Source organism: Pseudomonas sp. CBZ-4, assembly GCF_000346755.1.
In the GTDB taxonomy this organism is placed as follows: domain Bacteria; phylum Pseudomonadota; class Gammaproteobacteria; order Pseudomonadales; family Pseudomonadaceae; genus Aquipseudomonas.
Genome location: NZ_ANNV01000102.1, coordinates 96,568 through 119,425 on the forward strand (window position 1 = coordinate 96,568; position 22,858 = coordinate 119,425).

The 22,858-nt window shown below is 54.8% G+C and carries 33 protein-coding genes; all 33 read right to left on the reverse strand.

What is annotated here, in order from left to right:
- Nucleotides 1-213 precede the first annotated feature (213 nt).
- Nucleotides 214-600 (reverse strand): 50S ribosomal protein L17, encoded by a 387-nt coding sequence (gene rplQ, locus B348_RS0113600; RefSeq protein ID WP_003176402.1) that lies wholly within the window; start codon nucleotides 598-600, stop codon nucleotides 214-216.
- A 41-nt stretch (nucleotides 601-641) separates the two neighbouring features.
- On the reverse strand, nucleotides 642-1,643 hold the full coding sequence (rpoA, locus tag B348_RS0113605) for a DNA-directed RNA polymerase subunit alpha (RefSeq protein ID WP_003176403.1): 1,002 nt from the start codon (nucleotides 1,641-1,643) through the stop codon (nucleotides 642-644).
- 22 nt (nucleotides 1,644-1,665) lie between these two features.
- Entirely contained in the window at nucleotides 1,666-2,286 is a 621-nt protein-coding gene (gene rpsD / locus B348_RS0113610) for a 30S ribosomal protein S4 (RefSeq protein WP_003210056.1), read from the reverse strand.
- An 18-nt stretch (nucleotides 2,287-2,304) separates the two neighbouring features.
- Entirely contained in the window at nucleotides 2,305-2,694 is a 390-nt protein-coding gene (gene rpsK, locus B348_RS0113615) for a 30S ribosomal protein S11 (RefSeq protein WP_002555466.1), read from the reverse strand.
- Nucleotides 2,695-2,724: 30 nt separating this feature from the next.
- A complete protein-coding gene (gene rpsM / locus B348_RS0113620; protein WP_003194635.1) occupies nucleotides 2,725-3,081 on the reverse strand; it encodes a 30S ribosomal protein S13 in 357 nt (118 codons plus the stop codon).
- 129 nt (nucleotides 3,082-3,210) lie between these two features.
- Entirely contained in the window at nucleotides 3,211-3,327 is a 117-nt protein-coding gene (rpmJ, locus tag B348_RS1000000130960) for a 50S ribosomal protein L36 (RefSeq protein WP_002555468.1), read from the reverse strand.
- Nucleotides 3,328-3,354: 27 nt separating this feature from the next.
- Nucleotides 3,355-4,683 (reverse strand): preprotein translocase subunit SecY, encoded by a 1,329-nt coding sequence (gene secY / locus B348_RS0113625; RefSeq protein ID WP_017736663.1) that lies wholly within the window; start codon nucleotides 4,681-4,683, stop codon nucleotides 3,355-3,357.
- Complete coding sequence (rplO, locus tag B348_RS0113630; protein ID WP_003176407.1) at nucleotides 4,684-5,121, reverse strand: 50S ribosomal protein L15; 438 nt, start codon at nucleotides 5,119-5,121, stop codon at nucleotides 4,684-4,686.
- A gap of 3 nt (nucleotides 5,122-5,124) precedes the next feature.
- Nucleotides 5,125-5,301 (reverse strand): 50S ribosomal protein L30, encoded by a 177-nt coding sequence (gene rpmD, locus B348_RS0113635; RefSeq protein ID WP_003186033.1) that lies wholly within the window; start codon nucleotides 5,299-5,301, stop codon nucleotides 5,125-5,127.
- Between the two features lie 2 nt (nucleotides 5,302-5,303).
- Entirely contained in the window at nucleotides 5,304-5,804 is a 501-nt protein-coding gene (rpsE, locus tag B348_RS0113640; RefSeq protein ID WP_003176409.1) for a 30S ribosomal protein S5, read from the reverse strand.
- Nucleotides 5,805-5,807: 3 nt separating this feature from the next.
- Nucleotides 5,808-6,158 carry a 50S ribosomal protein L18 gene (gene rplR / locus B348_RS0113645; protein WP_017736664.1) on the reverse strand — a complete coding sequence of 117 codons (351 nt, stop codon included), beginning with the start codon at nucleotides 6,156-6,158 and terminating at the stop codon, nucleotides 5,808-5,810.
- A 10-nt stretch (nucleotides 6,159-6,168) separates the two neighbouring features.
- Nucleotides 6,169-6,702, reverse strand: a complete 534-nt coding sequence (rplF, locus tag B348_RS0113650) for a 50S ribosomal protein L6 (protein WP_003176412.1) — start codon at nucleotides 6,700-6,702, stop codon at nucleotides 6,169-6,171.
- Nucleotides 6,703-6,714: 12 nt separating this feature from the next.
- Nucleotides 6,715-7,107: a 30S ribosomal protein S8 gene (rpsH, locus tag B348_RS0113655; RefSeq protein WP_003176413.1), complete on the reverse strand. Its 393-nt coding sequence runs from the start codon at nucleotides 7,105-7,107 to the stop codon at nucleotides 6,715-6,717.
- Between the two features lie 206 nt (nucleotides 7,108-7,313).
- On the reverse strand, nucleotides 7,314-7,619 hold the full coding sequence (rpsN, locus tag B348_RS0113660) for a 30S ribosomal protein S14 (protein WP_003176414.1): 306 nt from the start codon (nucleotides 7,617-7,619) through the stop codon (nucleotides 7,314-7,316).
- Nucleotides 7,620-7,632: 13 nt separating this feature from the next.
- Nucleotides 7,633-8,172: a 50S ribosomal protein L5 gene (gene rplE, locus B348_RS0113665; RefSeq protein WP_003194642.1), complete on the reverse strand. Its 540-nt coding sequence runs from the start codon at nucleotides 8,170-8,172 to the stop codon at nucleotides 7,633-7,635.
- Nucleotides 8,173-8,194: 22 nt separating this feature from the next.
- On the reverse strand, nucleotides 8,195-8,509 hold the full coding sequence (gene rplX / locus B348_RS0113670) for a 50S ribosomal protein L24 (RefSeq protein WP_003176416.1): 315 nt from the start codon (nucleotides 8,507-8,509) through the stop codon (nucleotides 8,195-8,197).
- 11 nt (nucleotides 8,510-8,520) lie between these two features.
- Nucleotides 8,521-8,889: a 50S ribosomal protein L14 gene (gene rplN, locus B348_RS0113675; RefSeq protein WP_002555479.1), complete on the reverse strand. Its 369-nt coding sequence runs from the start codon at nucleotides 8,887-8,889 to the stop codon at nucleotides 8,521-8,523.
- Nucleotides 8,890-8,912: 23 nt separating this feature from the next.
- Nucleotides 8,913-9,179, reverse strand: coding sequence for a 30S ribosomal protein S17 (gene rpsQ / locus B348_RS0113680; protein ID WP_003176419.1), 267 nt, complete (start codon nucleotides 9,177-9,179; stop codon nucleotides 8,913-8,915).
- 2 nt (nucleotides 9,180-9,181) lie between these two features.
- Complete coding sequence (gene rpmC, locus B348_RS0113685) at nucleotides 9,182-9,373, reverse strand: 50S ribosomal protein L29 (protein WP_002555481.1); 192 nt, start codon at nucleotides 9,371-9,373, stop codon at nucleotides 9,182-9,184.
- Nucleotides 9,373-9,786, reverse strand: coding sequence for a 50S ribosomal protein L16 (gene rplP, locus B348_RS0113690; protein ID WP_017736665.1), 414 nt, complete (start codon nucleotides 9,784-9,786; stop codon nucleotides 9,373-9,375). Before rplP ends, rpmC begins: the two co-directional genes overlap by 1 nt.
- A gap of 12 nt (nucleotides 9,787-9,798) precedes the next feature.
- Nucleotides 9,799-10,485, reverse strand: a complete 687-nt coding sequence (gene rpsC, locus B348_RS0113695; RefSeq protein WP_003176422.1) for a 30S ribosomal protein S3 — start codon at nucleotides 10,483-10,485, stop codon at nucleotides 9,799-9,801.
- Nucleotides 10,486-10,498: 13 nt separating this feature from the next.
- The gene (rplV, locus tag B348_RS0113700; RefSeq protein WP_003103908.1) at nucleotides 10,499-10,831 is read right to left on the reverse strand and encodes a 50S ribosomal protein L22; all 333 of its coding nucleotides are present in this window, start codon (nucleotides 10,829-10,831) and stop codon (nucleotides 10,499-10,501) included.
- Between the two features lie 11 nt (nucleotides 10,832-10,842).
- Nucleotides 10,843-11,118: a 30S ribosomal protein S19 gene (rpsS, locus tag B348_RS0113705; RefSeq protein ID WP_002555486.1), complete on the reverse strand. Its 276-nt coding sequence runs from the start codon at nucleotides 11,116-11,118 to the stop codon at nucleotides 10,843-10,845.
- 16 nt (nucleotides 11,119-11,134) lie between these two features.
- A complete protein-coding gene (gene rplB, locus B348_RS0113710) occupies nucleotides 11,135-11,959 on the reverse strand; it encodes a 50S ribosomal protein L2 (RefSeq protein ID WP_003176423.1) in 825 nt (274 codons plus the stop codon).
- 14 nt (nucleotides 11,960-11,973) lie between these two features.
- Complete coding sequence (gene rplW, locus B348_RS0113715; protein ID WP_002555488.1) at nucleotides 11,974-12,273, reverse strand: 50S ribosomal protein L23; 300 nt, start codon at nucleotides 12,271-12,273, stop codon at nucleotides 11,974-11,976.
- Complete coding sequence (gene rplD / locus B348_RS0113720; protein ID WP_003176424.1) at nucleotides 12,270-12,872, reverse strand: 50S ribosomal protein L4; 603 nt, start codon at nucleotides 12,870-12,872, stop codon at nucleotides 12,270-12,272. The genes rplW and rplD overlap by 4 nt, the downstream gene beginning before the upstream one ends.
- A gap of 12 nt (nucleotides 12,873-12,884) precedes the next feature.
- The gene (gene rplC, locus B348_RS0113725) at nucleotides 12,885-13,520 is read right to left on the reverse strand and encodes a 50S ribosomal protein L3 (protein ID WP_003194649.1); all 636 of its coding nucleotides are present in this window, start codon (nucleotides 13,518-13,520) and stop codon (nucleotides 12,885-12,887) included.
- Between the two features lie 81 nt (nucleotides 13,521-13,601).
- Nucleotides 13,602-13,913: a 30S ribosomal protein S10 gene (gene rpsJ / locus B348_RS0113730; RefSeq protein WP_003186070.1), complete on the reverse strand. Its 312-nt coding sequence runs from the start codon at nucleotides 13,911-13,913 to the stop codon at nucleotides 13,602-13,604.
- Nucleotides 13,914-14,071: 158 nt separating this feature from the next.
- Complete coding sequence (gene tuf / locus B348_RS0113735) at nucleotides 14,072-15,265, reverse strand: elongation factor Tu (protein ID WP_017736669.1); 1,194 nt, start codon at nucleotides 15,263-15,265, stop codon at nucleotides 14,072-14,074.
- Between the two features lie 31 nt (nucleotides 15,266-15,296).
- A complete protein-coding gene (gene fusA / locus B348_RS0113740) occupies nucleotides 15,297-17,402 on the reverse strand; it encodes an elongation factor G (RefSeq protein WP_017736670.1) in 2,106 nt (701 codons plus the stop codon).
- 30 nt (nucleotides 17,403-17,432) lie between these two features.
- A complete protein-coding gene (gene rpsG / locus B348_RS0113745) occupies nucleotides 17,433-17,903 on the reverse strand; it encodes a 30S ribosomal protein S7 (RefSeq protein WP_002555493.1) in 471 nt (156 codons plus the stop codon).
- Nucleotides 17,904-18,021: 118 nt separating this feature from the next.
- Entirely contained in the window at nucleotides 18,022-18,393 is a 372-nt protein-coding gene (rpsL, locus tag B348_RS0113750; RefSeq protein ID WP_002555494.1) for a 30S ribosomal protein S12, read from the reverse strand.
- Between the two features lie 216 nt (nucleotides 18,394-18,609).
- Entirely contained in the window at nucleotides 18,610-22,809 is a 4,200-nt protein-coding gene (rpoC, locus tag B348_RS0113755) for a DNA-directed RNA polymerase subunit beta' (protein ID WP_017736671.1), read from the reverse strand.
- Nucleotides 22,810-22,858 lie beyond the last annotated feature (49 nt).

Here is a 22,858-nt window from a genome sequence, read left to right on the forward strand (position 1 = left end):
GAACTGCCGGCTAATCGGCTTGGTGGAGAGTATTGATCATCAACATGACACCCACAAATTCATTAAATTGCGGACATCAATAGAAAATTACTACCAACAACTCCAACAGCCATAGTGCCGAGCCCTACCTGGGGAAGCTTGTACAAATCGCGCTTTTATTACGCGCACAAAAAACCGGGCACTAGGCCCGGTTCTTCGTTACAGCTTGACGTCTTACTCGGCGCTTACAGCTTCGCCAGCAGTAGCACGATCAACCAACTCGACGTACGCCATAGGCGCGTTGTCGCCAGCGCGGAAACCGCACTTGAGGATGCGCAGGTAGCCACCCTCACGGGTAGCGTAACGCTTGCCCAGGTCGTTGAAGAGCTTACCAACGATAGCTTTCGAACGAGTACGGTCGAAAGCCAGACGGCGGTTAGCCAGGCTGTCTGTCTTGGCCAAAGTGATCAGCGGCTCAGCAACGCGACGCAGTTCTTTAGCTTTCGGCAGTGTAGTTTTGATCAGCTCGTGCTCGAACAGCGACACCGCCATGTTTTGAAACATGGCCTTGCGGTGCGAGCTGGTACGGCTCAGGTGACGACCACTTTTACGATGACGCATGGTTCATTCCTTACCAAACTCACGTTCGGTGATTACGACGATCAGGCAGTCGCCTTGTCGTCCTTCTTAAGACTTGCAGGCGGCCAGTTGTCGAGGCGCATGCCGAGGGACAGACCGCGGGAGGCCAGAACGTCCTTGATTTCAGTCAAGGATTTCTTGCCCAGGTTCGGAGTCTTCAACAGTTCTACTTCGGTACGCTGAATCAGGTCGCCGATGTAGTAAATGTTTTCCGCCTTAAGGCAGTTAGCCGAACGTACAGTCAGTTCCAGATCGTCAACCGGGCGAAGCAGGATCGGATCGATCTCGTCTTCCTGCTCGATTACCACTGGTTCGCTGTCACCCTTGAGGTCGACGAACGCAGCCAACTGCTGTTGCAGAATGGTTGCAGCGCGGCGGATAGCCTCTTCAGGATCCAGAGTACCGTTGGTTTCCAGATCAATAACCAGCTTGTCCAGGTTAGTACGCTGTTCGACACGGGCGTTTTCCACCACGTATGCGATACGGCGAACCGGGCTGAACGAAGAGTCAAGCTGCAAGCGACCAATGCTGCGGCTTTCGTCTTCATCGCTCTGACGCGAGTCGGCCGGTTCATAACCACGACCACGAGCTACGGTGAGCTTCATGTTCAGGGCGCCGTTAGACGCCAGGTTAGCGATTACGTGATCGGGATTAACGATCTCGACATCATGATCCAGCTGAATATCGGCAGCGGTAACCACCCCCGAACCCTTCTTCGACAAGGTCAGCGTAACTTCGTCACGGCCGTGCAGCTTGATAGCCAGACCTTTAAGGTTCAACAGGATTTCAATTACGTCTTCCTGTACACCTTCGATGGCGCTGTACTCGTGGAGCACACCGTCAATCTCGGCCTCGACTACTGCACAGCCGGGCATTGAGGACAACAGGATGCGGCGCAGCGCGTTGCCCAGGGTGTGGCCAAAACCACGCTCGAGAGGCTCGAGAGTGATCTTGGCGCGGGTTGGACTGACAACCTGCACATCAATGTGGCGGGGTGTCAGGAACTCATTTACCGAAATCTGCATGGATGCACCTATTTTCTAGCCCTTACTTGGAGTAGAGCTCGACAATCAGGCTTTCGTTGATGTCGGCGGACAGATCACTGCGAGCAGGAACGTTCTTGAAAACGCCCGACTTCTTCTCAGTGTCTACTTCTACCCATTCTACGCGGCCACGTTGGGCACACAGATCGAGAGCTTGGACAATGCGAAGTTGGTTTTTTGCTTTCTCGCGAATCGCGACCACGTCACCAGCACGAACCTGGTAGGACGGGACGTTAACGGTTTGGCCGTTTACGCTGACGGATTTGTGCGATACCAGCTGACGGGATTCGGCACGAGTCGAACCAAAGCCCATACGGTATACAACGTTGTCCAGACGGCATTCGAGCAGTTGCAGCAGGTTTTCACCGGTTGCACCTTTCTTGCCAGCAGCTTCTTTGTAGTAGCCGCTGAACTGACGCTCGAGAACGCCGTAGATACGACGGACCTTCTGCTTTTCACGCAGTTGGGTGCCGTAGTCGGACTGGCGACCGCGGCGTTGGCCGTGGATACCAGGTGCTGCTTCAATGTTGCACTTCGATTCGATCGCGCGCACGCCGCTCTTCAGGAAGAGATCGGTGCCTTCGCGACGAGCGAGTTTGCATTTTGGACCAATGTAACGAGCCATTCTTTACAATCTCCTGGATTACACGCGGCGCTTCTTCGGCGGACGGCACCCGTTGTGCGGGATTGGCGTCACGTCGGTGATGCTGGCGATCTTATAGCCACAGCCGTTCAAAGCACGGACAGCAGACTCACGACCTGGACCTGGACCTTTGACGTTAACGTCGAGGTTTTTCAGGCCGTATTCCAGCGCAGCTTGACCAGCACGCTCAGCAGCTACTTGAGCAGCAAACGGGGTGGACTTGCGGGAACCGCGGAAACCCGAACCACCAGAGGTAGCCCAAGACAGCGCGTTACCTTGACGGTCGGTGATGGTCACGATTGTGTTGTTAAAAGAAGCATGGATGTGGGCGATGCCATCAACCACTGTCTTTTTAACTTTTTTACGAGGACGAGCAGCAGGTTTTGCCATGATAATTTTCCTGTCGATTCGCTGGGGCGATTACTTGCGGATCGGCTTACGCGGACCTTTACGGGTACGCGCGTTAGTCTTGGTACGCTGACCGCGTACTGGAAGACCACGACGATGACGCAGACCGCGATAGCAACCGAGGTCCATCAAACGCTTGATTTTCATGTTGATTTCGCGACGCAGGTCACCTTCAGTGGTGAACTTCGCCACTTCGCCACGCAGCTGTTCAATCTGCTCGTCGCTCAGATCCTTGATCTTAGCGGCTGGGTTTACCCCAGCGACCGCGCAAATCTTCTGCGCAGTTGTGCGACCAACACCATAGATGTAGGTCAGCGAGATAACAGTGTGCTTGTTATCTGGAATGTTAACGCCTGCAATACGGGCCATTCAGTGGGACTCCAATTGACAGCTACCTACGCCCCGGAAGCCAAGAAATAGGGCGCGAGATAATATCGCTGTAATAACAAATAATCAACCCGGCAGCGCACTAGCTGCCGGGCTTCAAGCGGATCACACTCAGCCTTGGCGCTGTTTGTGACGCGGTTCCGCGCTGCAAATTACTCGAACAACACCTTCGCGGCGAATAATCTTGCAGTTACGGCACAGCTTTTTCACCGATGCACGAACTTTCATCACCAACTCCTCGAACCTTATGGGTACTCAGCGCAACATGCCGCTGCCGTAGCCCTTCAGGTTGGCTTTCTTCATCAGGGATTCGTACTGGTGCGAAACGAGGTGCGATTGTACTTGGGACATGAAGTCCATCACAACCACGACGACGATCAGCAACGAGGTCCCGCCAAGGTAGAACGGAACGTTTGCTGCAACCACCAGGAACTGGGGCAACAAGCACACGGCCGTCATATATAGAGCACCGAACAGGGTCAAACGAGTCAGAACGCCATCAATGTAGCGTGCCGACTGCTCACCTGGACGGATGCCCGGAATAAAGGCACCGGACTTCTTCAGGTTTTCCGCTACGTCTTTCGGATTGAACATCAACGCCGTATAGAAGAAGCAGAAGAAAATAATCCCTGCACTAAACAGCAGAATATTCAACGGCTGACCAGGAGCGATCGACTGAGAGAGGTCCTGCAGCCAGCCCATATTTTCAGACTGACCAAACCAGGTACCCAACGAAGCCGGAAACAGCAAAATGCTGCTCGCGAAAATTGCCGGAATAACACCGGCCATATTCACTTTCAGCGGCAAGTGGCTGGTCTGCGCAGCGAAGACCTTACGGCCCTGCTGACGCTTGGCGTAGTGAACAGCAATACGACGCTGGCCACGCTCAATGAACACCACAAAACCGATAATCGCTACTGCCAGCAAACCGATGGCAACCAGGGCGAAGATATTGATATCACCCTGACGTGCAGACTCGAAAGACTGCCCAATTGCTCTCGGAAGACCGGCGACGATACCTGCGAAAATCAACATCGAGATACCGTTACCAACACCACGCTCAGTAATCTGCTCACCCAGCCACATCATGAACATCGCACCAGCCACAAACGTGGATACCGCGACGAAATGGAAGCCAAAGTCACCAGTGAACGCAACACCCTGCCCAGCCAGACCAACGGACATGCCGATAGCCTGGACCAGGGCGAGGGCTACAGTGCCGTAGCGGGTGTACTGGCTAATCTTGCGACGGCCAGCTTCACCTTCCTTCTTCAACTGCTCCAGCTGCGGGCTGACGGCGGTCATCAGTTGCATGATGATCGATGCCGAAATGTACGGCATGATCCCCAGTGCAAAGATGCTCATCCGTTCCAGCGCGCCGCCGGAAAACATGTTGAACAAGCTAAGAATGGTCCCCTCATTCTGTCGAAACAGGTCTGCGAGTCGGTCCGGGTTGATACCTGGAACCGGGATGTGTGCGCCTATTCGGTAGACGATAATCGCCAGGAACAGAAAACGCAGACGAGCCCAAAGTTCAGACATACCGCCTTTGCCGAGCGCTGAGAGAGCACCTTGCTTAGCCATTTATTCCTCGAACTTGCCGCCAGCTGCTTCGATAGCCGAACGCGCACCTTTGGTGGCGCCGATTCCCTTGCCGATAGTGACAGCGCGAGTCACTTCACCGGACAGCATGATTTTCACACGCTGTACGTTGACGTTGATCACGTTGGCATCTTTCAGGGTCTGCACAGTAACGATGTCGCCTTCCACTTTGGCCAGCTCGGACAGACGCACTTCTGCGCGGTCCATGGCTTTCAGGGATACGAAACCGAACTTAGGCAGGCGACGATGCAGCGGCTGTTGACCGCCTTCAAAGCCTGGAGCGATGGTGCCACCGGAACGGGAGGTTTGACCTTTGTGGCCACGGCCACCAGTCTTACCCAAACCGCTACCGATACCACGGCCCGGACGATGCTTTTCGCGACGGGAACCCGGCGCTGGACTCAGATCATTGAGTTTCATCGATTAACCCTCTACACGCAGCATGTAGTAAGCCTTGTTGATCATCCCGCGATTCTCGGGAGTATCAAGTACTTCTACAGTGTGACCGATGCGACGCAGACCCAGACCCTTAACGCACAGTTTGTGGTTAGGGATGCGGCCGGTCATGCTCTTGATCAGCGTTACTTTAACGGTAGCCATGATCAGAAGATCTCCTTGACAGTCAGACCACGCTTCGCAGCGATGGACTCAGGAGATTGCATAGCTTTCAAACCTTTGAAAGTGGCGTGAACCACGTTTACCGGGTTAGTCGAGCCGTAGCACTTGGCCAGAACGTTCTGGACGCCAGCAACTTCGAGGACAGCACGCATAGCGCCACCAGCGATGATACCGGTACCTTCAGAAGCAGGCTGCATGTACACCTTCGAAGCGCCATGGGCGGACTTCATTGCGTACTGCAGAGTGGTGCCGTTCAGGTCAACTTGGATCATGTTGCGGCGAGCAGCTTCCATTGCCTTCTGGATCGCAGCAGGCACTTCACGCGACTTGCCACGGCCGAAGCCAACACGCCCTTTACCATCACCAACCACGGTCAACGCGGTGAAAGTGAAGATACGGCCGCCTTTAACGGTTTTGGCTACGCGGTTAACTTGAACCAGCTTCTCAATGTAGCCTTCGTCGCGCTTTTGGTCGTTATTTGACATAACTTAGAACTCCAGCCCAGCTTCACGAGCGCCATCAGCCAGCGCTTTCACGCGACCGTGGTACTTGAAGCCAGAGCGGTCGAAAGCCACTTGCGAGACGCCAGCGGCCTTAGCACGCGTAGCGACCAGCTGGCCAACCTTAGTGGCCGCGTCGATGTTGCCAGTGGCACCATCACGCAGTTCTTTATCCAAAGTCGAGGCGCTCGCCAGGACTTTGTTGCCGTCGGCCGAGATGACCTGGGCGTAGATGTGCTGCGACGAGCGGAACACGCAGAGACGCACGACTTCGAGTTCGTGCATTTTCAGGCGTGCTTTGCGAGCGCGACGCAGTCGAGTAACTTTTTTGTCGGTCATTTGCTATGCCCTACTTCTTCTTGGCTTCTTTACGACGGACGACTTCGTCCGCGTAGCGCACACCTTTGCCTTTGTACGGCTCTGGTGGACGGAAGTCGCGGATCTCAGCAGCCACTTGACCTACCAGTTGCTTGTCGATGCCCTTGATCAGGATATCGGTCTGGCTAGGAGTCTCAGCGGTGATGCCTTCCGGCAGTTCGTAATCCACTGGGTGCGAGAAGCCAAGGGCCAGGTTCAAAACCGTGCCTTTTGCTTGCGCTTTGTAACCAACACCGACCAGCTGGAGCTTACGCTCGAAGCCTTGGCTTACGCCTTGGACCATGTTGTTTACCAACGCACGCGTGGTACCGGCCATTGCGCGAGTTTGTTGATCGCCATTGCGAGCAGCGAAACGCAGCTCACCAGCTTCTTCAACGATCTCAACGGACGAATGGATGTTCAGTTCAAGAGTACCCTTGGCACCCTTCACCGAAAGCTGTTGGCCTGCGAATTTTACTTCGACACCGGCTGGCAGCTTAACGGGGTTCTTAGCGACGCGAGACATGCTTATCCCCCCTTAGAACACAGTGCAAAGAACTTCGCCGCCGACACCGGCAGCGCGCGCAGCACGATCCGTCATCACACCTTTGTTGGTGGAGACGATAGACACGCCCAGACCGCCACGAACTTTCGGCAGATCTTCAGCGGACTTGTACTGACGCAGGCCTGGACGGCTAACGCGCTTCACTTCCTCGATGACCGAACGGCCTTCGAAGTACTTCAGCTCGATGGACAGCAGTGGTTTGATTTCGCTGCTGATCTGATAACCCGCAATGTAGCCTTCGTCTTTCAGGACTTTGGCAACAGCTACCTTCAACTTGGAAGATGGCATGCTTACGACGGACTTTTCAGCCATCTGGGCATTACGGATACGAGTTAGCATGTCCGCTAACGGGTCCTGCATACTCATGGGCTAGACGCTCCTAATACAAAAAAATTAGCCTTGCGGCTACATATGTCGCCGAGAATCTCCGGGTAAAAAACACGGGCTCAGGCGAGCCGCGTATTTTAGACACACTCCGGAAATGAAACAAGCCCCAAAAGGGGCTTGTTCCAGATTCAAGGCCACCGGTGGTCAGTATCTTTCGATTCCGACCACCAGGACGTTGAAAGTACTTACCAGCTGGCTTTAACCAGACCTGGTACGTCACCACGCATTGCCGCTTCACGCAGTTTGTTACGGCCGAGGCCGAACTTGCGGTAAACGCCGTGTGGACGACCGGTCAGGCGGCAGCGGTTACGCATGCGCGAAGCGCTTGCGTCACGTGGCTGCTTCTGCAGAGCTACTGTAGCTTCCCAACGCGCTTCTGGACTTGCGTTCAGATCAACGATGATTGCTTTCAGTGCTGCACGCTTCTTGGCGTACTTGGCAACCGTGAGCTGACGCTTCAGCTCGCGGTTTTTCATGCTCATCTTGGCCATGGTCCTACTCCAATCAGTTGCGGAACGGGAATTTGAAAGCACGCAACAGGGCGCGACCTTCATCATCGTTCTTGGCAGTGGTGGTCAGGGTGATGTCCAGACCGCGGAGAGCATCGATCTTGTCGTAGTCGATTTCCGGGAAGATGATCTGCTCTTTCACGCCCATGCTGTAGTTACCACGACCATCGAAGGACTTGGCATTCAGGCCGCGGAAGTCGCGAACCCGAGGCAGGGAGATCGACAGCAGACGATCCAGGAACTCGTACATACGCTCACGGCGCAGGGTCACTTTGACGCCGATCGGCCAACCTTCACGGACTTTAAAGCCAGCGATGGATTTCCGAGCGTAGGTCACAACGACTTTCTGGCCGGTGATCTTTTCCAGGTCAGCAACAGCGTGCTCGATGACTTTTTTGTCGCCGATCGCTTCGCCCAGACCCATGTTCAGGGTGATTTTGGTAACGCGCGGAACTTCCATCACGTTCCCAAGCTTAAGTTCTTCCTTAAGCTTAGGGGCGATTTCCTTCCGGTAAATCTCTTGTAGTCGTGCCATGGTCTAATCTACCTAGCAGTGTTCAAGCATCAACCGCTTTTTGGGTCGACTTGAAGACACGAATTTTCTTACCGTCTTCTACTTTGAAACCAACGCGGTCAGCCTTGTTGGTTTCGCCGTTGAAGATGGCGACGTTAGAAGCATCCAGCGGAGCTTCTTTCTCGACGATACCGCCCTGCACGCCCGACATCGGGTTAGGCTTGGTATGACGCTTAACCAGGTTCAGACCACCGATAACCAGACGGTTATTAGCGAGAACCTTAAGCACCTTACCGCGCTTACCTTTGTCTTTGCCGGCGATCACGATGATCTCGTCGTCACGACGAATCTTTTGCATGTCGGATCTCCTTACAGCACTTCTGGGGCGAGCGAGACGATCTTCATGAACTTCTCAGTACGAAGTTCACGGGTCACTGGCCCAAAGATACGGGTGCCGATCGGCTCTTGCTTGTTGTTCAGAAGAACAGCAGCGTTGCCATCAAAGCGGATAATGGAGCCATCAGCACGACGTACGCCGTGACGAGTGCGGACTACAACAGCAGTCATCACTTGGCCTTTTTTCACTTTACCGCGAGGAATTGCTTCCTTCACGGTAACTTTGATGATGTCACCGATACCAGCGTAACGACGATGGGAGCCACCCAGCACCTTGATGCACATAACACGGCGAGCGCCGCTGTTATCGGCCACATCGAGCATGGATTGAGTCTGAATCATATAATTTCTCCGACCCCTAGTCCTTAGACTTCCACAGCGCGTTCGAGAACATCAACCAGTGCCCAAGACTTGGTCTTGGCCAGCGGACGAGTTTCACGAATAGTGACTTTGTCGCCGATGTGGCACTGATTGGTTTCGTCGTGCGCGTGCAGCTTAGTCGAACGCTTAACATATTTACCGTAGATCGGGTGCTTAACGCGACGCTCGATCAAAACGGTGATGGTTTTGTCCATCTTGTCGCTGACAACACGGCCAGTCAGCGTACGGACAGTCTTTTCGGCTTCAGCCATGATCACTTACCTGCCTGCTGGTTGAGCACAGTCTTCACGCGAGCGATGTCACGCTTAACTTGCGAGAGCAGATGAGACTGCCCCAACTGGCCAGTTGCTTTCTGCATACGCAGATTGAACTGGTCGCGCAGCAAGCCGAGCAGTTGCTCGTTCAGCTGCTGTGCGGATTTTTCACGAAGTTCATTCGCTTTCATCACATCACCGTCCGTTTAACAAAGGAGGTGGCGAGCGGCAGCTTTGCAGCAGCCAGGGCGAAAGCCTCACGCGCCAGCTCTTCAGTAACACCCTCGATTTCATACAGGACTTTGCCTGGCTGAATCTGGGCAACCCAATATTCCACGTTACCCTTACCTTTACCCATCCGCACTTCGAGAGGCTTCTTGGAGATCGGTTTGTCCGGGAATACACGGATCCAGATCTTGCCGCCACGTTTAACGTGACGGGTCAGAGCACGACGCGCTGACTCGATCTGACGAGCGGTGAGACGACCACGAGCTACAGACTTCAGCGCGAACTCGCCGAAGCTGACTTTGCTACCGCGCTGAGCCAGACCACGGTTGTGGCCTGTCATCTGCTTGCGGAACTTCGTACGCTTAGGTTGCAACATTTGGCGTACCCCTTACTTAGCAGCTTTTTTACGAGGCGCTGGTGCTTGTGGTTTCAGTTCTTCTTGGCGACCACCAATTACTTCGCCTTTGAAGATCCAAACCTTTACACCGATCACACCGTAAGTGGTGTGAGCTTCGTAGTTGGCATAGTCGATGTCGGCACGCAGGGTGTGCAGTGGCACACGACCTTCGCGATACCATTCAGTACGTGCGATTTCAGCACCGCCGAGACGACCGCTCACTTGGATTTTGATGCCTTTGGCACCAATGCGCATGGCGTTCTGTACGGCGCGCTTCATAGCGCGACGGAACATTACGCGACGCTCCAGCTGCTGAGCTACGCTCTGCGCAACCAGCATACCGTCGAGCTCCGGCTTACGGATCTCTTCGATATTGATGTGCACAGGCACACCCATTTGCTTGGTCAGGTCCTGACGCAGTTTCTCAACATCTTCACCTTTCTTCCCGATAACGATACCTGGACGAGCGGTGTGGATGGTGATACGTGCAGTTTGTGCCGGACGATGGATATCGATACGGCTTACGGACGCGCTTTTTAGTTTGTCTTGGAGATACTCACGCACCTTCAGATCAGCGAACAAGTAGTCCGCATAAGTCCGACCGTCTGCGTACCAGACGGAGGTGTGCTCCTTGACGATTCCCAGGCGAATGCCAATGGGATGTACTTTCTGACCCATCTCTTCGACTCCGTTACTTGTCAGCAACCTTGACAGTGATATGGCAAGACCGCTTGACGATGCGATCAGCACGGCCTTTGGCACGTGGCATGATGCGCTTCAGCGAACGCCCTTCGTTGACGAAAACGGTGCTGACCTTCAGGTCATCAACGTCTGCGCCTTCGTTATGCTCGGCGTTGGCTACGGCCGACTCCAGCACTTTCTTCATGATCTCGGCGGCTTTCTTACTGCTGAAAGCCAACAGGTTGAGCGCTTCGCCCACCTTCTTCCCGCGGATCTGGTCGGCGACCAAGCGGGCTTTCTGGGCGGAGATTCGAGCGCCCGACAACTTAGCGGCTACTTCCATTTCCTAACCCCTTAACGCTTGGCTTTCTTGTCTGCCACGTGCCCACGATAAGTGCGGGTACCGGCAAACTCGCCCAGTTTGTGGCCGACCATGTCTTCGTTAACGAGAACTGGGACGTGTTGACGACCGTTGTGTACTGCGATGGTCAGACCGACCATTTGTGGCAGGATCATCGAACGACGCGACCAGGTTTTCACCGGTTTGCGATCATTCTTTTCCGCCGCCACTTCGATCTTCTTCAGTAGGTGAAGATCAATAAAAGGACCTTTTTTCAGAGAACGTGGCACTGTCGTATCCCTCTATTTACTTGCGACGACGGACGATCATTTTGTCGGTACGCTTATTACCACGAGTCTTCGCGCCCTTAGTCGGGAAGCCCCATGGCGATACCGGATGACGACCACCAGAGGTACGACCTTCACCACCACCGTGTGGGTGGTCAACCGGGTTCATGGCAACACCACGAACGGTTGGGCGAACGCCACGCCAGCGTTTGGCACCAGCTTTACCCAGCGAACGCAGGCTGTGCTCGGAGTTCGAGACTTCGCCCAGGGTCGCGCGGCATTCAGCCAGCACTTTACGCATCTCACCAGAACGCAGACGCAGGGTCACGTAGACACCTTCACGAGCGATCAACTGAGCCGAAGCACCAGCGGAACGAGCGATCTGTGCGCCTTTACCTGGCTTCAATTCGATGCCGTGTACGGTGCTACCAACTGGAATGTTACGCAGTTGCAGAGCGTTGCCCGGCTTGATCGGTGCCAGGGCACCTGCGATCAGCTGGTCGCCAGCGCTCACGCCTTTAGGGGCGATGATGTAGCGACGCTCGCCATCTGCGTACAGCAGCAGAGCGATGTGAGCAGTACGGTTTGGATCGTATTCGATACGCTCGACAGTGGCAGAGATGCCATCTTTGTCGTTGCGACGGAAATCGACCAGACGATAATGCTGCTTATGGCCACCACCGATGTGACGAGTGGTAATACGACCATTGTTGTTACGACCACCAGTCTTCGATTTTTTCTCGAGCAGCGGTGCGTGAGGAGCGCCTTTATGCAGCTCCTGGTTGACCACCTTGACCACAAAACGGCGGCCAGGGGAAGTCGGTTTGCATTTAACGATTGCCATGATGCACCCCTTCCTTACTCAGCACTGCTGCTGAAATCGAGATCTTGGCCTGGCTGAAGGGAGATAACTGCCTTCTTCCAGTCATTACGCTTGCCCAGACCGCGAGCAGTGCGCTTGCTCTTACCCAGAACATTCAGGGTAGTAACACGCTCTACTTTCACGCTGAACAGGCTTTCGACGGCCTTCTTGATTTCCAGCTTGGTTGCGTCAGTTGCAACCTTGAAAACGAACTGGCCTTTCTTGTCAGCCAGAACCGTAGCCTTTTCGGAAACGTGCGGGCCAAGCAGAACTTTAAATACGCGTTCCTGGTTCATCCCAGCAGCTCCTCGAATTTCTTCACGGCCGACACGGTGATCAACACCTTGTCGTATGCGATCAGACTAACTGGATCGGAACCTTGCACGTCACGTACATCAACGTGTGGCAGGTTGCGAGCAGCCAGGTACAGGTTCTGATCAACAGCTTCAGACACGATCAAAACGTCGGTCAGGCTCATATTGTTCAGCTTGCCCAGCAGATCTTTGGTTTTTGGACTTTCAACAGCGAAGTCCTGAACCACGACCAGACGATCAGTACGCACGAGTTCAGCAAGGATGGAGCGCAGTGCTGCGCGGTACATCTTCTTGTTGAGCTTCTGAGAGTGATCCTGTGGACGAGCTGCGAAAGTGGTACCGCCGCCACGCCAGATTGGGCTACGGATAGTACCGGCACGAGCACGGCCAGTGCCTTTCTGACGCCAAGGGCGCTTACCGCCACCACGTACGTCGGAACGGGTCTTTTGCTGCTTGCTACCTTGACGGCCGCCGGCCATGTAGGCCACGACTGCTTGGTGAACGAGCGTCTCGTTGAATTCGCCGCCAAATGTCAGTTCGGAAACTTCGATCGCTTGAGCGTCATTTACATTTAATTGCATGTCAGCTTCCCCTTAACCGCGAGCCTTGGCCGCTGGACGTACAACCAGGTTGCCGCCAGTAGCGCCAGGAACAGCACCCTTGACCAACAACAGATTGCGTTCAGCGTCGACGCGCACTACTTCGAGGGACTGCACGGTCACGCGCTCAGCGCCCATATGACCGGACATTTTTTTGCCCTTGAATACACGACCAGGAGTCTGGCACTGGCCAATAGAGCCCGGGACGCGGTGGGAAACGGAGTTACCGTGAGTGTTGTCTTGGCCACGGAAATTCCAACGCTTGATCGTACCCTGGAAGCCTTTACCCTTGGACTGACCGGTTACATCAACCAGTTGACCAGCGGCGAAGATTTCAGCGTTGATCAGATCGCCAGCCTGGTAGTCGCCATCTTCAAGACGGAACTCCATAACAGTACGACCAGCTGCAACGTTTGCTTTTGCGAAGTGACCTGCTTGAGCAGCAGTCACGCGCGAAGCACGACGCTCGCCGACAGTGACTTGCACTGCACGATAGCCATCGGTTTCTTCAGTTTTGAACTGGGTGACGCGATTCGGTTCGATCTCAATGACCGTGACCGGAATGGAGACACCTTCTTCGGTGAAAATACGGGTCATACCGCATTTACGACCGACTACACCAATAGTCATGTTGTAAACCTCATGAGTGTACGGGGCTTTCACCCGCTATGGCCGCCCATTTCAGAGCGTTACACGACTAAGACCCAAGTCTTAGCCGAGGCTGATCTGTACTTCCACACCGGCCGCCAGATCAAGCTTCATAAGTGCATCAACGGTTTTATCCGTTGGCTGGACGATGTCCAGAACGCGCTTATGAGTACGGATCTCGTACTGGTCACGCGCGTCTTTGTTGACGTGCGGGGAGACCAGAACGGTGAACCGCTCTTTACGGGTAGGCAGTGGAATTGGACCACGCACTTGTGCACCAGTACGTTTCGCGGTTTCCACGATTTCCTGGGTGGATTGGTCGATCAGGCGATGGTCAAAAGCCTTCAACCTGATACGGATTTGCTGATTTTGCATTGGATTTCAGACTCCGGCTGCTATTCCCAGCGAGCGCAATACGCCCGTTAAAAGGAGGCGCAATTCTATAGACGCCCCAGATAGGTGTCAACCCAATAAAAAAAGCCCCCGCTGAGCGGGGGCCTTTTTCAAAGCATCAAGCTAACTCAAAAAAGAGCTTACTCGATGATTTTAGCTACAACACCAGCACCAACGGTACGGCCGCCTTCACGGATAGCGAAGCGCAGACCGTCTTCCATTGCGATGGTTTTGATCAGGGTAACTTCCATTTGGATGTTATCACCTGGCATTACCATTTCAACGCCTTCTGGCAGCTGGCAGTTACCAGTCACGTCAGTAGTACGGAAGTAGAACTGAGGACGGTAGCCTTTGAAGAACGGAGTGTGACGACCGCCTTCTTCTTTGCTCAGAACGTAGACTTCTGCGGTGAACTTGGTGTGCGGCTTAACGGTGCCTGGCTTAACCAGAACCTGGCCACGCTCAACGTCGTCACGCTTGGTACCACGCAGCAGAACGCCGCAGTTCTCGCCAGCACGACCTTCGTCGAGCAGTTTGCGGAACATTTCAACACCGGTGCAGGTGGTGACGGTGGTGTCACGCAGACCAACGATTTCCAGTGGATCTTGAACGCGAACGATACCGCGCTCGATACGACCAGTCACAACAGTACCGCGACCGGAGATCGAGAATACGTCTTCGATTGGCATCAGGAACGGCTTGTCGGTCAGACGAACTGGTTCTGGGATGTAGGTATCCAGAGTTTCAACCAGTTTACGAACGGCAGTGGTGCCCATTTCGTTGTCGTCTTTGCCTTCCAGAGCCATACGAGCAGAACCGATGATGATCGGAGTGTCGTCACCTGGGAAGTCGTAAGTACTCAGCAGATCGCGCACTTCCATCTCAACCAGTTCCAGCAGCTCAGCGTCGTCTACCAGGTCAGCCTTGTTCAGGAAAACCACGATGTACGGAACGCCTACCTGACGGGACAGCAGGATGTGCTCACGGGTTTGCGGCATCGGACCATCAGCGGCCGAGCAAACCAGGATCGCGCCGTCCATTTGGGCAGCACCGGTGATCATGTTCTTCACATAGTCAGCGTGACCTGGGCAGTCAACGTGAGCGTAGTGACGAATCTTCGAGTTGTACTCGACGTGCGCGGTGTTGATGGTGATACCACGAGCTTTTTCTTCTGGAGCGCTGTCGATCTTGTCGAAATCAACGATTGCAGAACCGAATACTTCGGAGCAAACGCGAGTCAGAGCTGCGGTCAGAGTGGTTTTACCGTGGTCAACGTGGCCGATGGTGCCAACGTTTACGTGCGGTAGGGAACGATCAAATTTTTCTTTAGCCACGACAATTAACTCCTAGCCTAAACGGGCTGAATCAGCCTTGTTTTTTGGTAACGGTTTCGACGATGTGCGACGGAGCCGTATTGTATTTCTTGAATTCCATAGAGTAGCTTGCGCGACCCTGGGACATGGAGCGAACGTCGGTCGCATAACCGAACATCTCACCCAACGGAACCTCGGCGCGAATCACTTTGCCGGAAACCGTGTCTTCCATACCCAAGATCATGCCACGACGACGGTTAAGGTCGCCCATGACATCACCCATATAGTCTTCAGGTGTAACAACTTCTACCGCCATGATCGGCTCAAGCAACTCACCACCGCCCTTCTGGGCCAGTTGCTTGGTCGCCATGGAGGCAGCCACCTTAAACGCCATCTCGTTGGAGTCGACGTCGTGGTAAGAACCGTCAAAAACGGTTGCTTTCAGGCCGATCAGCGGATAGCCGGCAACAACGCCGTTCTTCATCTGCTCTTCGATGCCCTTCTGGATAGCCGGGATGTATTCCTTAGGAACCACACCACCAACTACTTCGTTCACGAATTGCAGACCTTCCTGACCTTCGTCAGCAGGAGCAAAACGGATCCAGCAGTGACCGAACTGACCACGACCGCCGGACTGACGAACGAACTTGCCTTCGATTTCACAGTTCTTCGTGATGCGCTCACGATAGGAAACCTGAGGCTTACCGATGTTGGCTTCGACGTTGAACTCACGGCGCATCCGGTCAACCAGGATGTCCAGGTGCAACTCGCCCATGCCGGAGATGATCGTTTGACCAGTCTCTTCATCAGTCTTAACGCGGAAAGATGGATCTTCCTGAGCAAGCTTGCCCAGAGCGATACCCATTTTTTCCTGGTCATCCTTGGTCTTAGGCTCTACGGCAACCGAAATAACCGGCTCCGGGAAGTCCATGCGAACCAGGATGATTGGCTTGGCAGCGTCGCACAAAGTCTCACCAGTGGTGACGTCCTTCATGCCGATCAGGGCCGCGATGTCACCAGCGCGCACTTCCTTGATCTCTTCACGGGCGTTTGCGTGCATTTGCACCATACGGCCCACGCGCTCTTTCTTGCCTTTAACCGAGTTGATCACGCCGTCGCCGGATGCCAACACGCCCGAGTAAACGCGGACGAAGGTCAAAGTACCCACGAATGGGTCGGTAGCGATCTTGAACGCCAGCGCCGAGAACGGCTCGCTGTCGTCAGCATGACGCTCCATCTCTTCTTCCTCGTTATCAGGGTTGGTACCCTTGATAGCAGGAATGTCGGTTGGAGCCGGCAGGTAGTCGATAACGGCGTCGAGAACCAGGGGAACACCCTTGTTCTTGAAGGAAGAACCGCAAACAGCCAAGACGATTTCGCCAGCGATAGTACGCTGACGCAGAGCGGCCTTGATTTCCTCGTTGGTGAGTTCTTCACCTTCAAGGTACTTGTTCATCAGCTCTTCGCTGGCTTCGGCAGCAGCCTCAACCATGTTACCGCGCCACTCGTCAGCCAGTTCCTGAAGCTCTTCAGGGATAGGCTTGCGAACTGGGACCATACCTTTGTCAGCGTCGTTCCAGTAGACCGCTTCCATGGTGAGCAGATCGATCTGCCCCTGGAAGTTATCTTCGGAACCGATGGCCAGCTGGATTGGCACCGGAGTGTGACCCAGGCGCTGCTTGATCTGACCGATCACGCGCAGGAAGTTGGCACCAGCACGGTCCATCTTGTTTACGTAAACAAGACGTGGAACGCCGTACTTGTTGGCTTGACGCCATACGGTTTCCGACTGAGGCTCAACACCCGAGGTACCGCAGAACACAACGACAGCGCCGTCGAGTACGCGCAGGGAACGCTCAACTTCAATGGTGAAGTCTACGTGGCCCGGGGTATCGATTACGTTGAAGCGGTGCTCGTTCTTGTACTGCTTGGCAGAACCAGACCAGAAAGCGGTAATAGCAGCAGAAGTAATGGTAATACCACGCTCCTGCTCCTGAACCATCCAGTCTGTGGTCGCGGCGCCGTCATGCACCTCGCCCATTTTGTGACTTTTGCCGGTGTAAAACAGTACGCGCTCGGTGGTGGTGGTTTTACCAGCATCCACGTGAGCAACGATACCGATGTTACGGTAGCGGCTAATCGGAGTAGTACGAGCCATAAAGCCCTCGCAAAATTAGTGAAGCTAAGATTAGAAGCGGTAGTGCGAGAAAGCTTTGTTAGCTTCAGCCATACGGTGCACGTCTTCACGCTTCTTAACAGCAGCACCTTTACCTTCGGCAGCGTCCAACAGTTCGCCGGCCAAACGCAGAGCCATAGACTTCTCGCCACGCTTACGGGCGAAGTCTACCAACCAGCGCATTGCCAGAGCGTTACGACGGGACGGACGAACTTCAACCGGAACCTGGTAAGTAGCACCGCCTACACGGCGCGACTTCACTTCGACCAGCGGAGCGATGGCGTCGAGAGCTTTCTCGAAGATTTCCAGGGGGTCGCTGTTCTTGCGTTCTTTAACCTTTTCCAGCGCGCCATAAACGATACGCTCGGCAACGGCTTTCTTGCCGCTTTCCATCACGTGGTTCATGAACTTGGCCAGAATTTGGCTTCCGTATTTTGGATCGTCAAGCACTTCGCGCTTGGCTGCTACGCGTCTTCTTGGCATGGATAAGCCCTCAAACGGTCTTCAGGTTCGCTCGGAATCGGTGCCCTTTCGGGACGCCTCCGACCTTACTCTTATCGACTCAGAAAATAAGATGATTCAGTTTTACAAAAAGCCGCTACTACTTAGGCTTCTTGGTACCGTACTTCGAACGACCCTGGTTACGACCTTTAACGCCGGAAGTATCCAAGGAGCCGCGTACGGTGTGGTAACGAACACCTGGCAAGTCTTTTACACGACCGCCGCGGATCAGTACCACGCTGTGCTCTTGCAGGTTGTGGCCTTCACCGCCGATGTACGAGGAAACCTCGAAACCGTTGGTCAGGCGCACACGGCATACTTTACGCAGTGCCGAGTTAGGTTTTTTCGGCGTGGTGGTATACACACGGGTGCATACGCCACGACGTTGCGGGCAGTTCTGCAGCGCAGGTACGTCGGATTTCTCGACGATACGCTTACGCGGCTGACGTACCAGCTGGTTGATAGTTGCCATCTACTAGCTCCACTGTTGTCTTGCGACGCTATTGTCTTGCAAGAAAAGCAAAATGGCAGGAACGAATTCCCGCCAAATTTAGGGGTACAAGAGTCTAAAGAGGATCTTGTCCCCAGTCAAGGCAAGGCCCCGACCTTCCCACCTGTCGAACCGGGGCAAAATTGCCTCGATCCGACGAATGGGACTGCCAGGGCCCAGACTTATTTATCGCAGAACTCAGTTACCGCTTGAGTTCAGCGCTTCGGTCAGTGCAGCTTCCACTTCACTGGCGCTTACGCGCAGCGGCTTGTCAGCATCACGGCGGCGCTTGCGCTCGCTGTGGTAAGCCAAACCGGTACCTGCCGGGATCAAACGACCCACGACAACGTTTTCTTTCAGGCCGCGCAGGTAGTCGCGCTTGCCGGTTACCGCTGCTTCGGTCAGTACGCGAGTGGTCTCCTGGAAGGAGGCCGCCGAGATGAACGACTCAGTGGACAACGACGCCTTGGTGATACCCAGCAACACGCGAGTGAACTTGGAAACGAATTTCTCGTCGTTCGCCAGGCGCTCGTTTTCTACCAGTACGTGAGTCAGTTCCATCTGGTCGCCCTTGATGAAACTGGAATCGCCGGATTCTGCGATTTCAACTTTACGCAGCATCTGACGCAGGATGGTCTCGATGTGCTTGTCGTTGATCTTCACGCCTTGCAGACGGTAAACGTCCTGGATCTCGTTCACGATGTACTTGGCCAGCGCACTCACACCCAGCAGACGCAGGATGTCGTGTGGATCGCTTGGGCCGTCGGAGATAACTTCGCCGCGGTTTACCTGTTCGCCTTCGAACACGTTCAGGTGACGCCACTTCGGAATCAGCTCTTCGTACGGATCGCTACCGTCGTTCGGGGTAATGACCAGACGGCGCTTGCCCTTGGTCTCTTTACCGAACGCGATGGTGCCGCTGACTTCAGCCAGAATCGACGCTTCTTTCGGACGACGAGCTTCGAACAAGTCGGCAACACGCGGCAGACCACCGGTGATGTCACGAGTTTTCGAAGTTTCTTGCGGGATACGCGCGATAACATCACCGATCGCGATCTTCGCACCATCCGCTACACCGACCAGGGCGTTGGCTGGCAGGAAGTACTGAGCGATTACGTCAGTACCTGGCAGCAGCAAGTCCTTGCCGTTGTCGTCGACCATCTTCACGGCAGGACGGATGTCTTTACCGGCAGCTGGACGATCTTTCGCGTCGAGTACTTCAATGTTGGTCATACCGGTCAATTCGTCAGTCTGACGCTTGATCGTGATGCCTTCTTCCATGCCCACGTAGGTCACGGTACCTTTCATTTCGGTAACGATTGGGTGAGTGTGCGGATCCCACTTGGCCACGATTGCGCCAGCGTCGACCTTGTCACCTTCTTTAACCGAAATCACAGCACCGTACGGCAGCTTGTAACGCTCACGCTCACGACCGTAGTCATCAGCGATGGCCAGCTCACCGGAACGGGACACAGCAACCAGGTGGCCATCCACTCGCTCAACGTGCTTCAGGTTGTGCAGACGGACGGTACCGCCATTCTTCACCTGAACGCTGTCGGCTGCGGAGGTCCGGCTTGCCGCACCACCGATGTGGAACGTACGCATGGTCAGCTGGGTACCCGGCTCACCGATGGACTGGGCAGCAATAACGCCGACCGCTTCACCGATGTTCACCTGGTGACCACGTGCCAAGTCACGGCCGTAGCACTTGGCGCAAATGCCGTAGCGGGTTTCGCAGCTGATCGGCGAGCGAACAATCACTTCGTCGATGCTGTTGAGTTCGATGAACTCGACCCACTTCTCGTCTACCAGAGTACCGGCAGGAACGATGATTTCTTCGGTGCCTGGCTTGAATACGTCACGGGCGATCACTCGACCCAGTACGCGCTCACCCAGCGGCTCTACAACGTCACCGCCTTCAATGTGCGGAGTCATCAGCAGGCCGTGCTCGGTGCCGCAGTCGATCTCGGTCACAACCAGATCTTGTGCAACGTCTACCAGACGACGAGTCAGGTAACCCGAGTTAGCGGTTTTCAACGCGGTATCCGCAAGACCCTTACGAGCACCGTGAGTGGAGATGAAGTACTGAAGTACGCTCAAACCTTCACGGAAGTTCGCAGTAATCGGCGTTTCGATGATGGAACCGTCCGGCTTGGCCATCAGGCCACGCATACCGGCGAGCTGACGGATCTGCGCAGCAGAACCCCGTGCGCCCGAGTCGGCCATCATGTACATCGAGTTGAAGGACTCTTGATCGACTTCCACGCCGTGACGGTCGATAACCTTCTCTTTCGAGAGGTTGGCCATCATCGCCTTGGAAACTTCGTCGTTCGCCTTCGACCAAAGGTCGATCACTTTGTTGTACTTCTCGCCCTGGGTTACCAGGCCGGAGGCGTACTGGCTCTCGATCTCTTTCACTTCATCGGTAGCAGCACCAATGATCTGGGCTTTTTCATCCGGGATAACGAAGTCGTTAACACCGATGGAAACGCCGGAAATGGTCGAGTAGGCAAAACCGGTGTACATCAACTGGTCAGCGAAGATCACGGTCTCTTTCAAACCAACCACGCGGTAGCACTGGTTGATCAGCTTGGAGATCGCCTTTTTCTTCATCGGCAGGTTGACGACGTCGTACGACAGACCTTTTGGCACAACTTGATACAGCAGCGCACGGCCGACGGTAGTGTCGACGATACGGGTGCCGCTCACGCTGCCGCCATCACGGTCGTTGACGGTTTCGTTGATCCGCACTTTGACCTTGGCGTGCAGTGCAGCTTCGCCGGCACGGAACACACGGTCAACTTCTTGCAGGTCAGCGAATACACGACCTTCGCCCTTGGCGTTGATCGCTTCACGGGTCATGTAGTACAGACCCAATACAACGTCCTGCGACGGAACGATGATTGGCTCACCGTTGGCTGGCGACAGAATGTTGTTGGTCGACATCATCAACGCACGCGCTTCCAACTGGGCTTCCAGTGTCAGCGGTACGTGCACGGCCATTTGGTCGCCGTCGAAGTCGGCGTTGTACGCAGCACAGACCAGAGGGTGCAGCTGGATAGCCTTGCCTTCGATCAGTACCGGTTCAAACGCCTGGATACCCAGACGGTGAAGGGTCGGTGCACGGTTGAGGAGAACCGGGTGTTCGCGGATCACTTCAGCGAGAACGTCCCAAACCTCTGGCAGTTCGCGCTCGACCATTTTCTTGGCCGCTTTGATGGTGGTCGCGAGACCGCGCATTTCCAGCTTGCCGAAGATGAATGGCTTGAACAGCTCGAGAGCCATCTTCTTAGGCAGACCGCACTGGTGCAGACGCAGGGTCGGGCCTACGGTAATTACCGAACGACCGGAGTAGTCAACACGCTTACCGAGCAAGTTCTGACGGAAACGACCTTGCTTACCCTTGATCATGTCAGCCAGGGATTTCAGAGGACGCTTGTTGGAACCGGTGATAGCGCGGCCACGACGACCGTTGTCGAGCAAGGCGTCGACGGCTTCTTGCAACATACGCTTTTCGTTGCGCACGATGATGTCCGGAGCGGACAGATCAAGCAGGCGCTTCAAGCGGTTGTTACGGTTGATCACGCGGCGGTACAGGTCGTTGAGGTCGGACGTCGCGAAACGACCACCGTCCAACGGTACCAGCGGACGCAGGTCTGGCGGCAGAACCGGCAGAACGGTCAGCACCATCCACTCTGGCAAGTTGCCGGAACCCTGGAAGGCTTCCATCAACTTCAGACGCTTGGACAGTTTCTTGATCTTGGTTTCAGAGTTGGTTTGCGGAATTTCTTCGCGCAGACGGCCAATCTCGTGTTCCAGGTCGATAGCGTGCAGCAGCTCGCGGACAGCTTCGGCACCCATGCGGGCATCGAAATCGTCGCCAAACTCTTCCAGCGCTTCGAAGTACTGCTCGTCGTTCAGCAGCTGACCTTTTTCAAGGGTGGTCATGCCTGGATCGATAACGACATAGCTCTCGAAGTAGAGAACGCGTTCGATATCACGCAGGGTCATGTCCATCAGCAAGCCGATACGGGACGGCAGCGATTTCAGGAACCAGATGTGGGCAACCGGCGAAGCCAGTTCGATGTGCGCCATGCGCTCACGACGAACTTTGGCCAGCGCAACTTCAACGCCGCACTTCTCGCAGATCACACCACGGTGCTTCAAGCGCTTGTACTTACCGCACAGGCACTCGTAATCCTTTACCGGGCCAAAGATCTTGGCGCAGAACAGGCCGTCACGCTCAGGTTTGAACGTACGGTAGTTGATGGTTTCCGGCTTTTTAACTTCACCGAACGACCACGAACGGATCATCTCAGGCGATGCCAATCCAATACGGATGGCGTCGAACTCTTCGACTTGACCCTGGTTTTTCAGCAAATTCAGTAGGTCTTTCAAGGCCTTTCCTCCTGGCGGAGCAGAGAGCGGGCTAAACAGCCCCGCTCTC

Coding starts and splice junctions, on each gene's coding strand:
- rplQ (WP_003176402.1), bottom strand. CDS start 600: ATGCGTCATCGTAAAAGTGGTCGTCACCTGAGCCGTACCAGCTCGCAC.
- rpoA (WP_003176403.1), bottom strand. CDS start 1,643: ATGCAGATTTCGGTAAATGAGTTCCTGACACCCCGCCACATTGATGTG.
- rpsD (WP_003210056.1), bottom strand. CDS start 2,286: ATGGCTCGTTACATTGGTCCAAAATGCAAACTCGCTCGTCGCGAAGGC.
- rpsK (WP_002555466.1), bottom strand. CDS start 2,694: ATGGCAAAACCTGCTGCTCGTCCTCGTAAAAAAGTTAAAAAGACAGTG.
- rpsM (WP_003194635.1), bottom strand. CDS start 3,081: ATGGCCCGTATTGCAGGCGTTAACATTCCAGATAACAAGCACACTGTT.
- rpmJ (WP_002555468.1), bottom strand. CDS start 3,327: ATGAAAGTTCGTGCATCGGTGAAAAAGCTGTGCCGTAACTGCAAGATT.
- secY (WP_017736663.1), bottom strand. CDS start 4,683: ATGGCTAAGCAAGGTGCTCTCTCAGCGCTCGGCAAAGGCGGTATGTCT.
- rplO (WP_003176407.1), bottom strand. CDS start 5,121: ATGAAACTCAATGATCTGAGTCCAGCGCCGGGTTCCCGTCGCGAAAAG.
- rpmD (WP_003186033.1), bottom strand. CDS start 5,301: ATGGCTACCGTTAAAGTAACGCTGATCAAGAGCATGACCGGCCGCATC.
- rpsE (WP_003176409.1), bottom strand. CDS start 5,804: ATGTCAAATAACGACCAAAAGCGCGACGAAGGCTACATTGAGAAGCTG.
- rplR (WP_017736664.1), bottom strand. CDS start 6,158: ATGACCGACAAAAAAGTTACTCGACTGCGTCGCGCTCGCAAAGCACGC.
- rplF (WP_003176412.1), bottom strand. CDS start 6,702: ATGTCTCGCGTCGCTAAGAACCCCGTTAAGCTGCCAGCCGGTGTCGAA.
- rpsH (WP_003176413.1), bottom strand. CDS start 7,107: ATGAGTATGCAGGACCCGTTAGCGGACATGCTAACTCGTATCCGTAAT.
- rpsN (WP_003176414.1), bottom strand. CDS start 7,619: ATGGCCAAGATGAGCATGAAAAACCGCGAGCTGAAGCGTCAGCTCACG.
- rplE (WP_003194642.1), bottom strand. CDS start 8,172: ATGGCACGACTACAAGAGATTTACCGGAAGGAAATCGCCCCTAAGCTT.
- rplX (WP_003176416.1), bottom strand. CDS start 8,509: ATGCAAAAGATTCGTCGTGACGACGAGATCATCGTGATCGCCGGCAAA.
- rplN (WP_002555479.1), bottom strand. CDS start 8,889: ATGATTCAGACTCAATCCATGCTCGATGTGGCCGATAACAGCGGCGCT.
- rpsQ (WP_003176419.1), bottom strand. CDS start 9,179: ATGGCTGAAGCCGAAAAGACTGTCCGTACGCTGACTGGCCGTGTTGTC.
- rpmC (WP_002555481.1), bottom strand. CDS start 9,373: ATGAAAGCGAATGAACTTCGTGAAAAATCCGCACAGCAGCTGAACGAG.
- rplP (WP_017736665.1), bottom strand. CDS start 9,786: ATGTTGCAACCTAAGCGTACGAAGTTCCGCAAGCAGATGACAGGCCAC.
- rpsC (WP_003176422.1), bottom strand. CDS start 10,485: ATGGGTCAGAAAGTACATCCCATTGGCATTCGCCTGGGAATCGTCAAG.
- rplV (WP_003103908.1), bottom strand. CDS start 10,831: ATGGAAGTAGCCGCTAAGTTGTCGGGCGCTCGAATCTCCGCCCAGAAA.
- rplB (WP_003176423.1), bottom strand. CDS start 11,959: ATGGCAATCGTTAAATGCAAACCGACTTCCCCTGGCCGCCGTTTTGTG.
- rplW (WP_002555488.1), bottom strand. CDS start 12,273: ATGAACCAGGAACGCGTATTTAAAGTTCTGCTTGGCCCGCACGTTTCC.
- rplD (WP_003176424.1), bottom strand. CDS start 12,872: ATGCAATTAAATGTAAATGACGCTCAAGCGATCGAAGTTTCCGAACTG.
- rplC (WP_003194649.1), bottom strand. CDS start 13,520: ATGACTATTGGTGTAGTCGGTCGTAAATGCGGTATGACCCGTATTTTC.
- rpsJ (WP_003186070.1), bottom strand. CDS start 13,913: ATGCAAAATCAGCAAATCCGTATCAGGTTGAAGGCTTTTGACCATCGC.
- fusA (WP_017736670.1), bottom strand. CDS start 17,402: ATGGCTCGTACTACTCCGATTAGCCGCTACCGTAACATCGGTATCGTT.
- rpsG (WP_002555493.1), bottom strand. CDS start 17,903: ATGCCAAGAAGACGCGTAGCAGCCAAGCGCGAAGTGCTTGACGATCCA.
- rpsL (WP_002555494.1), bottom strand. CDS start 18,393: ATGGCAACTATCAACCAGCTGGTACGTCAGCCGCGTAAGCGTATCGTC.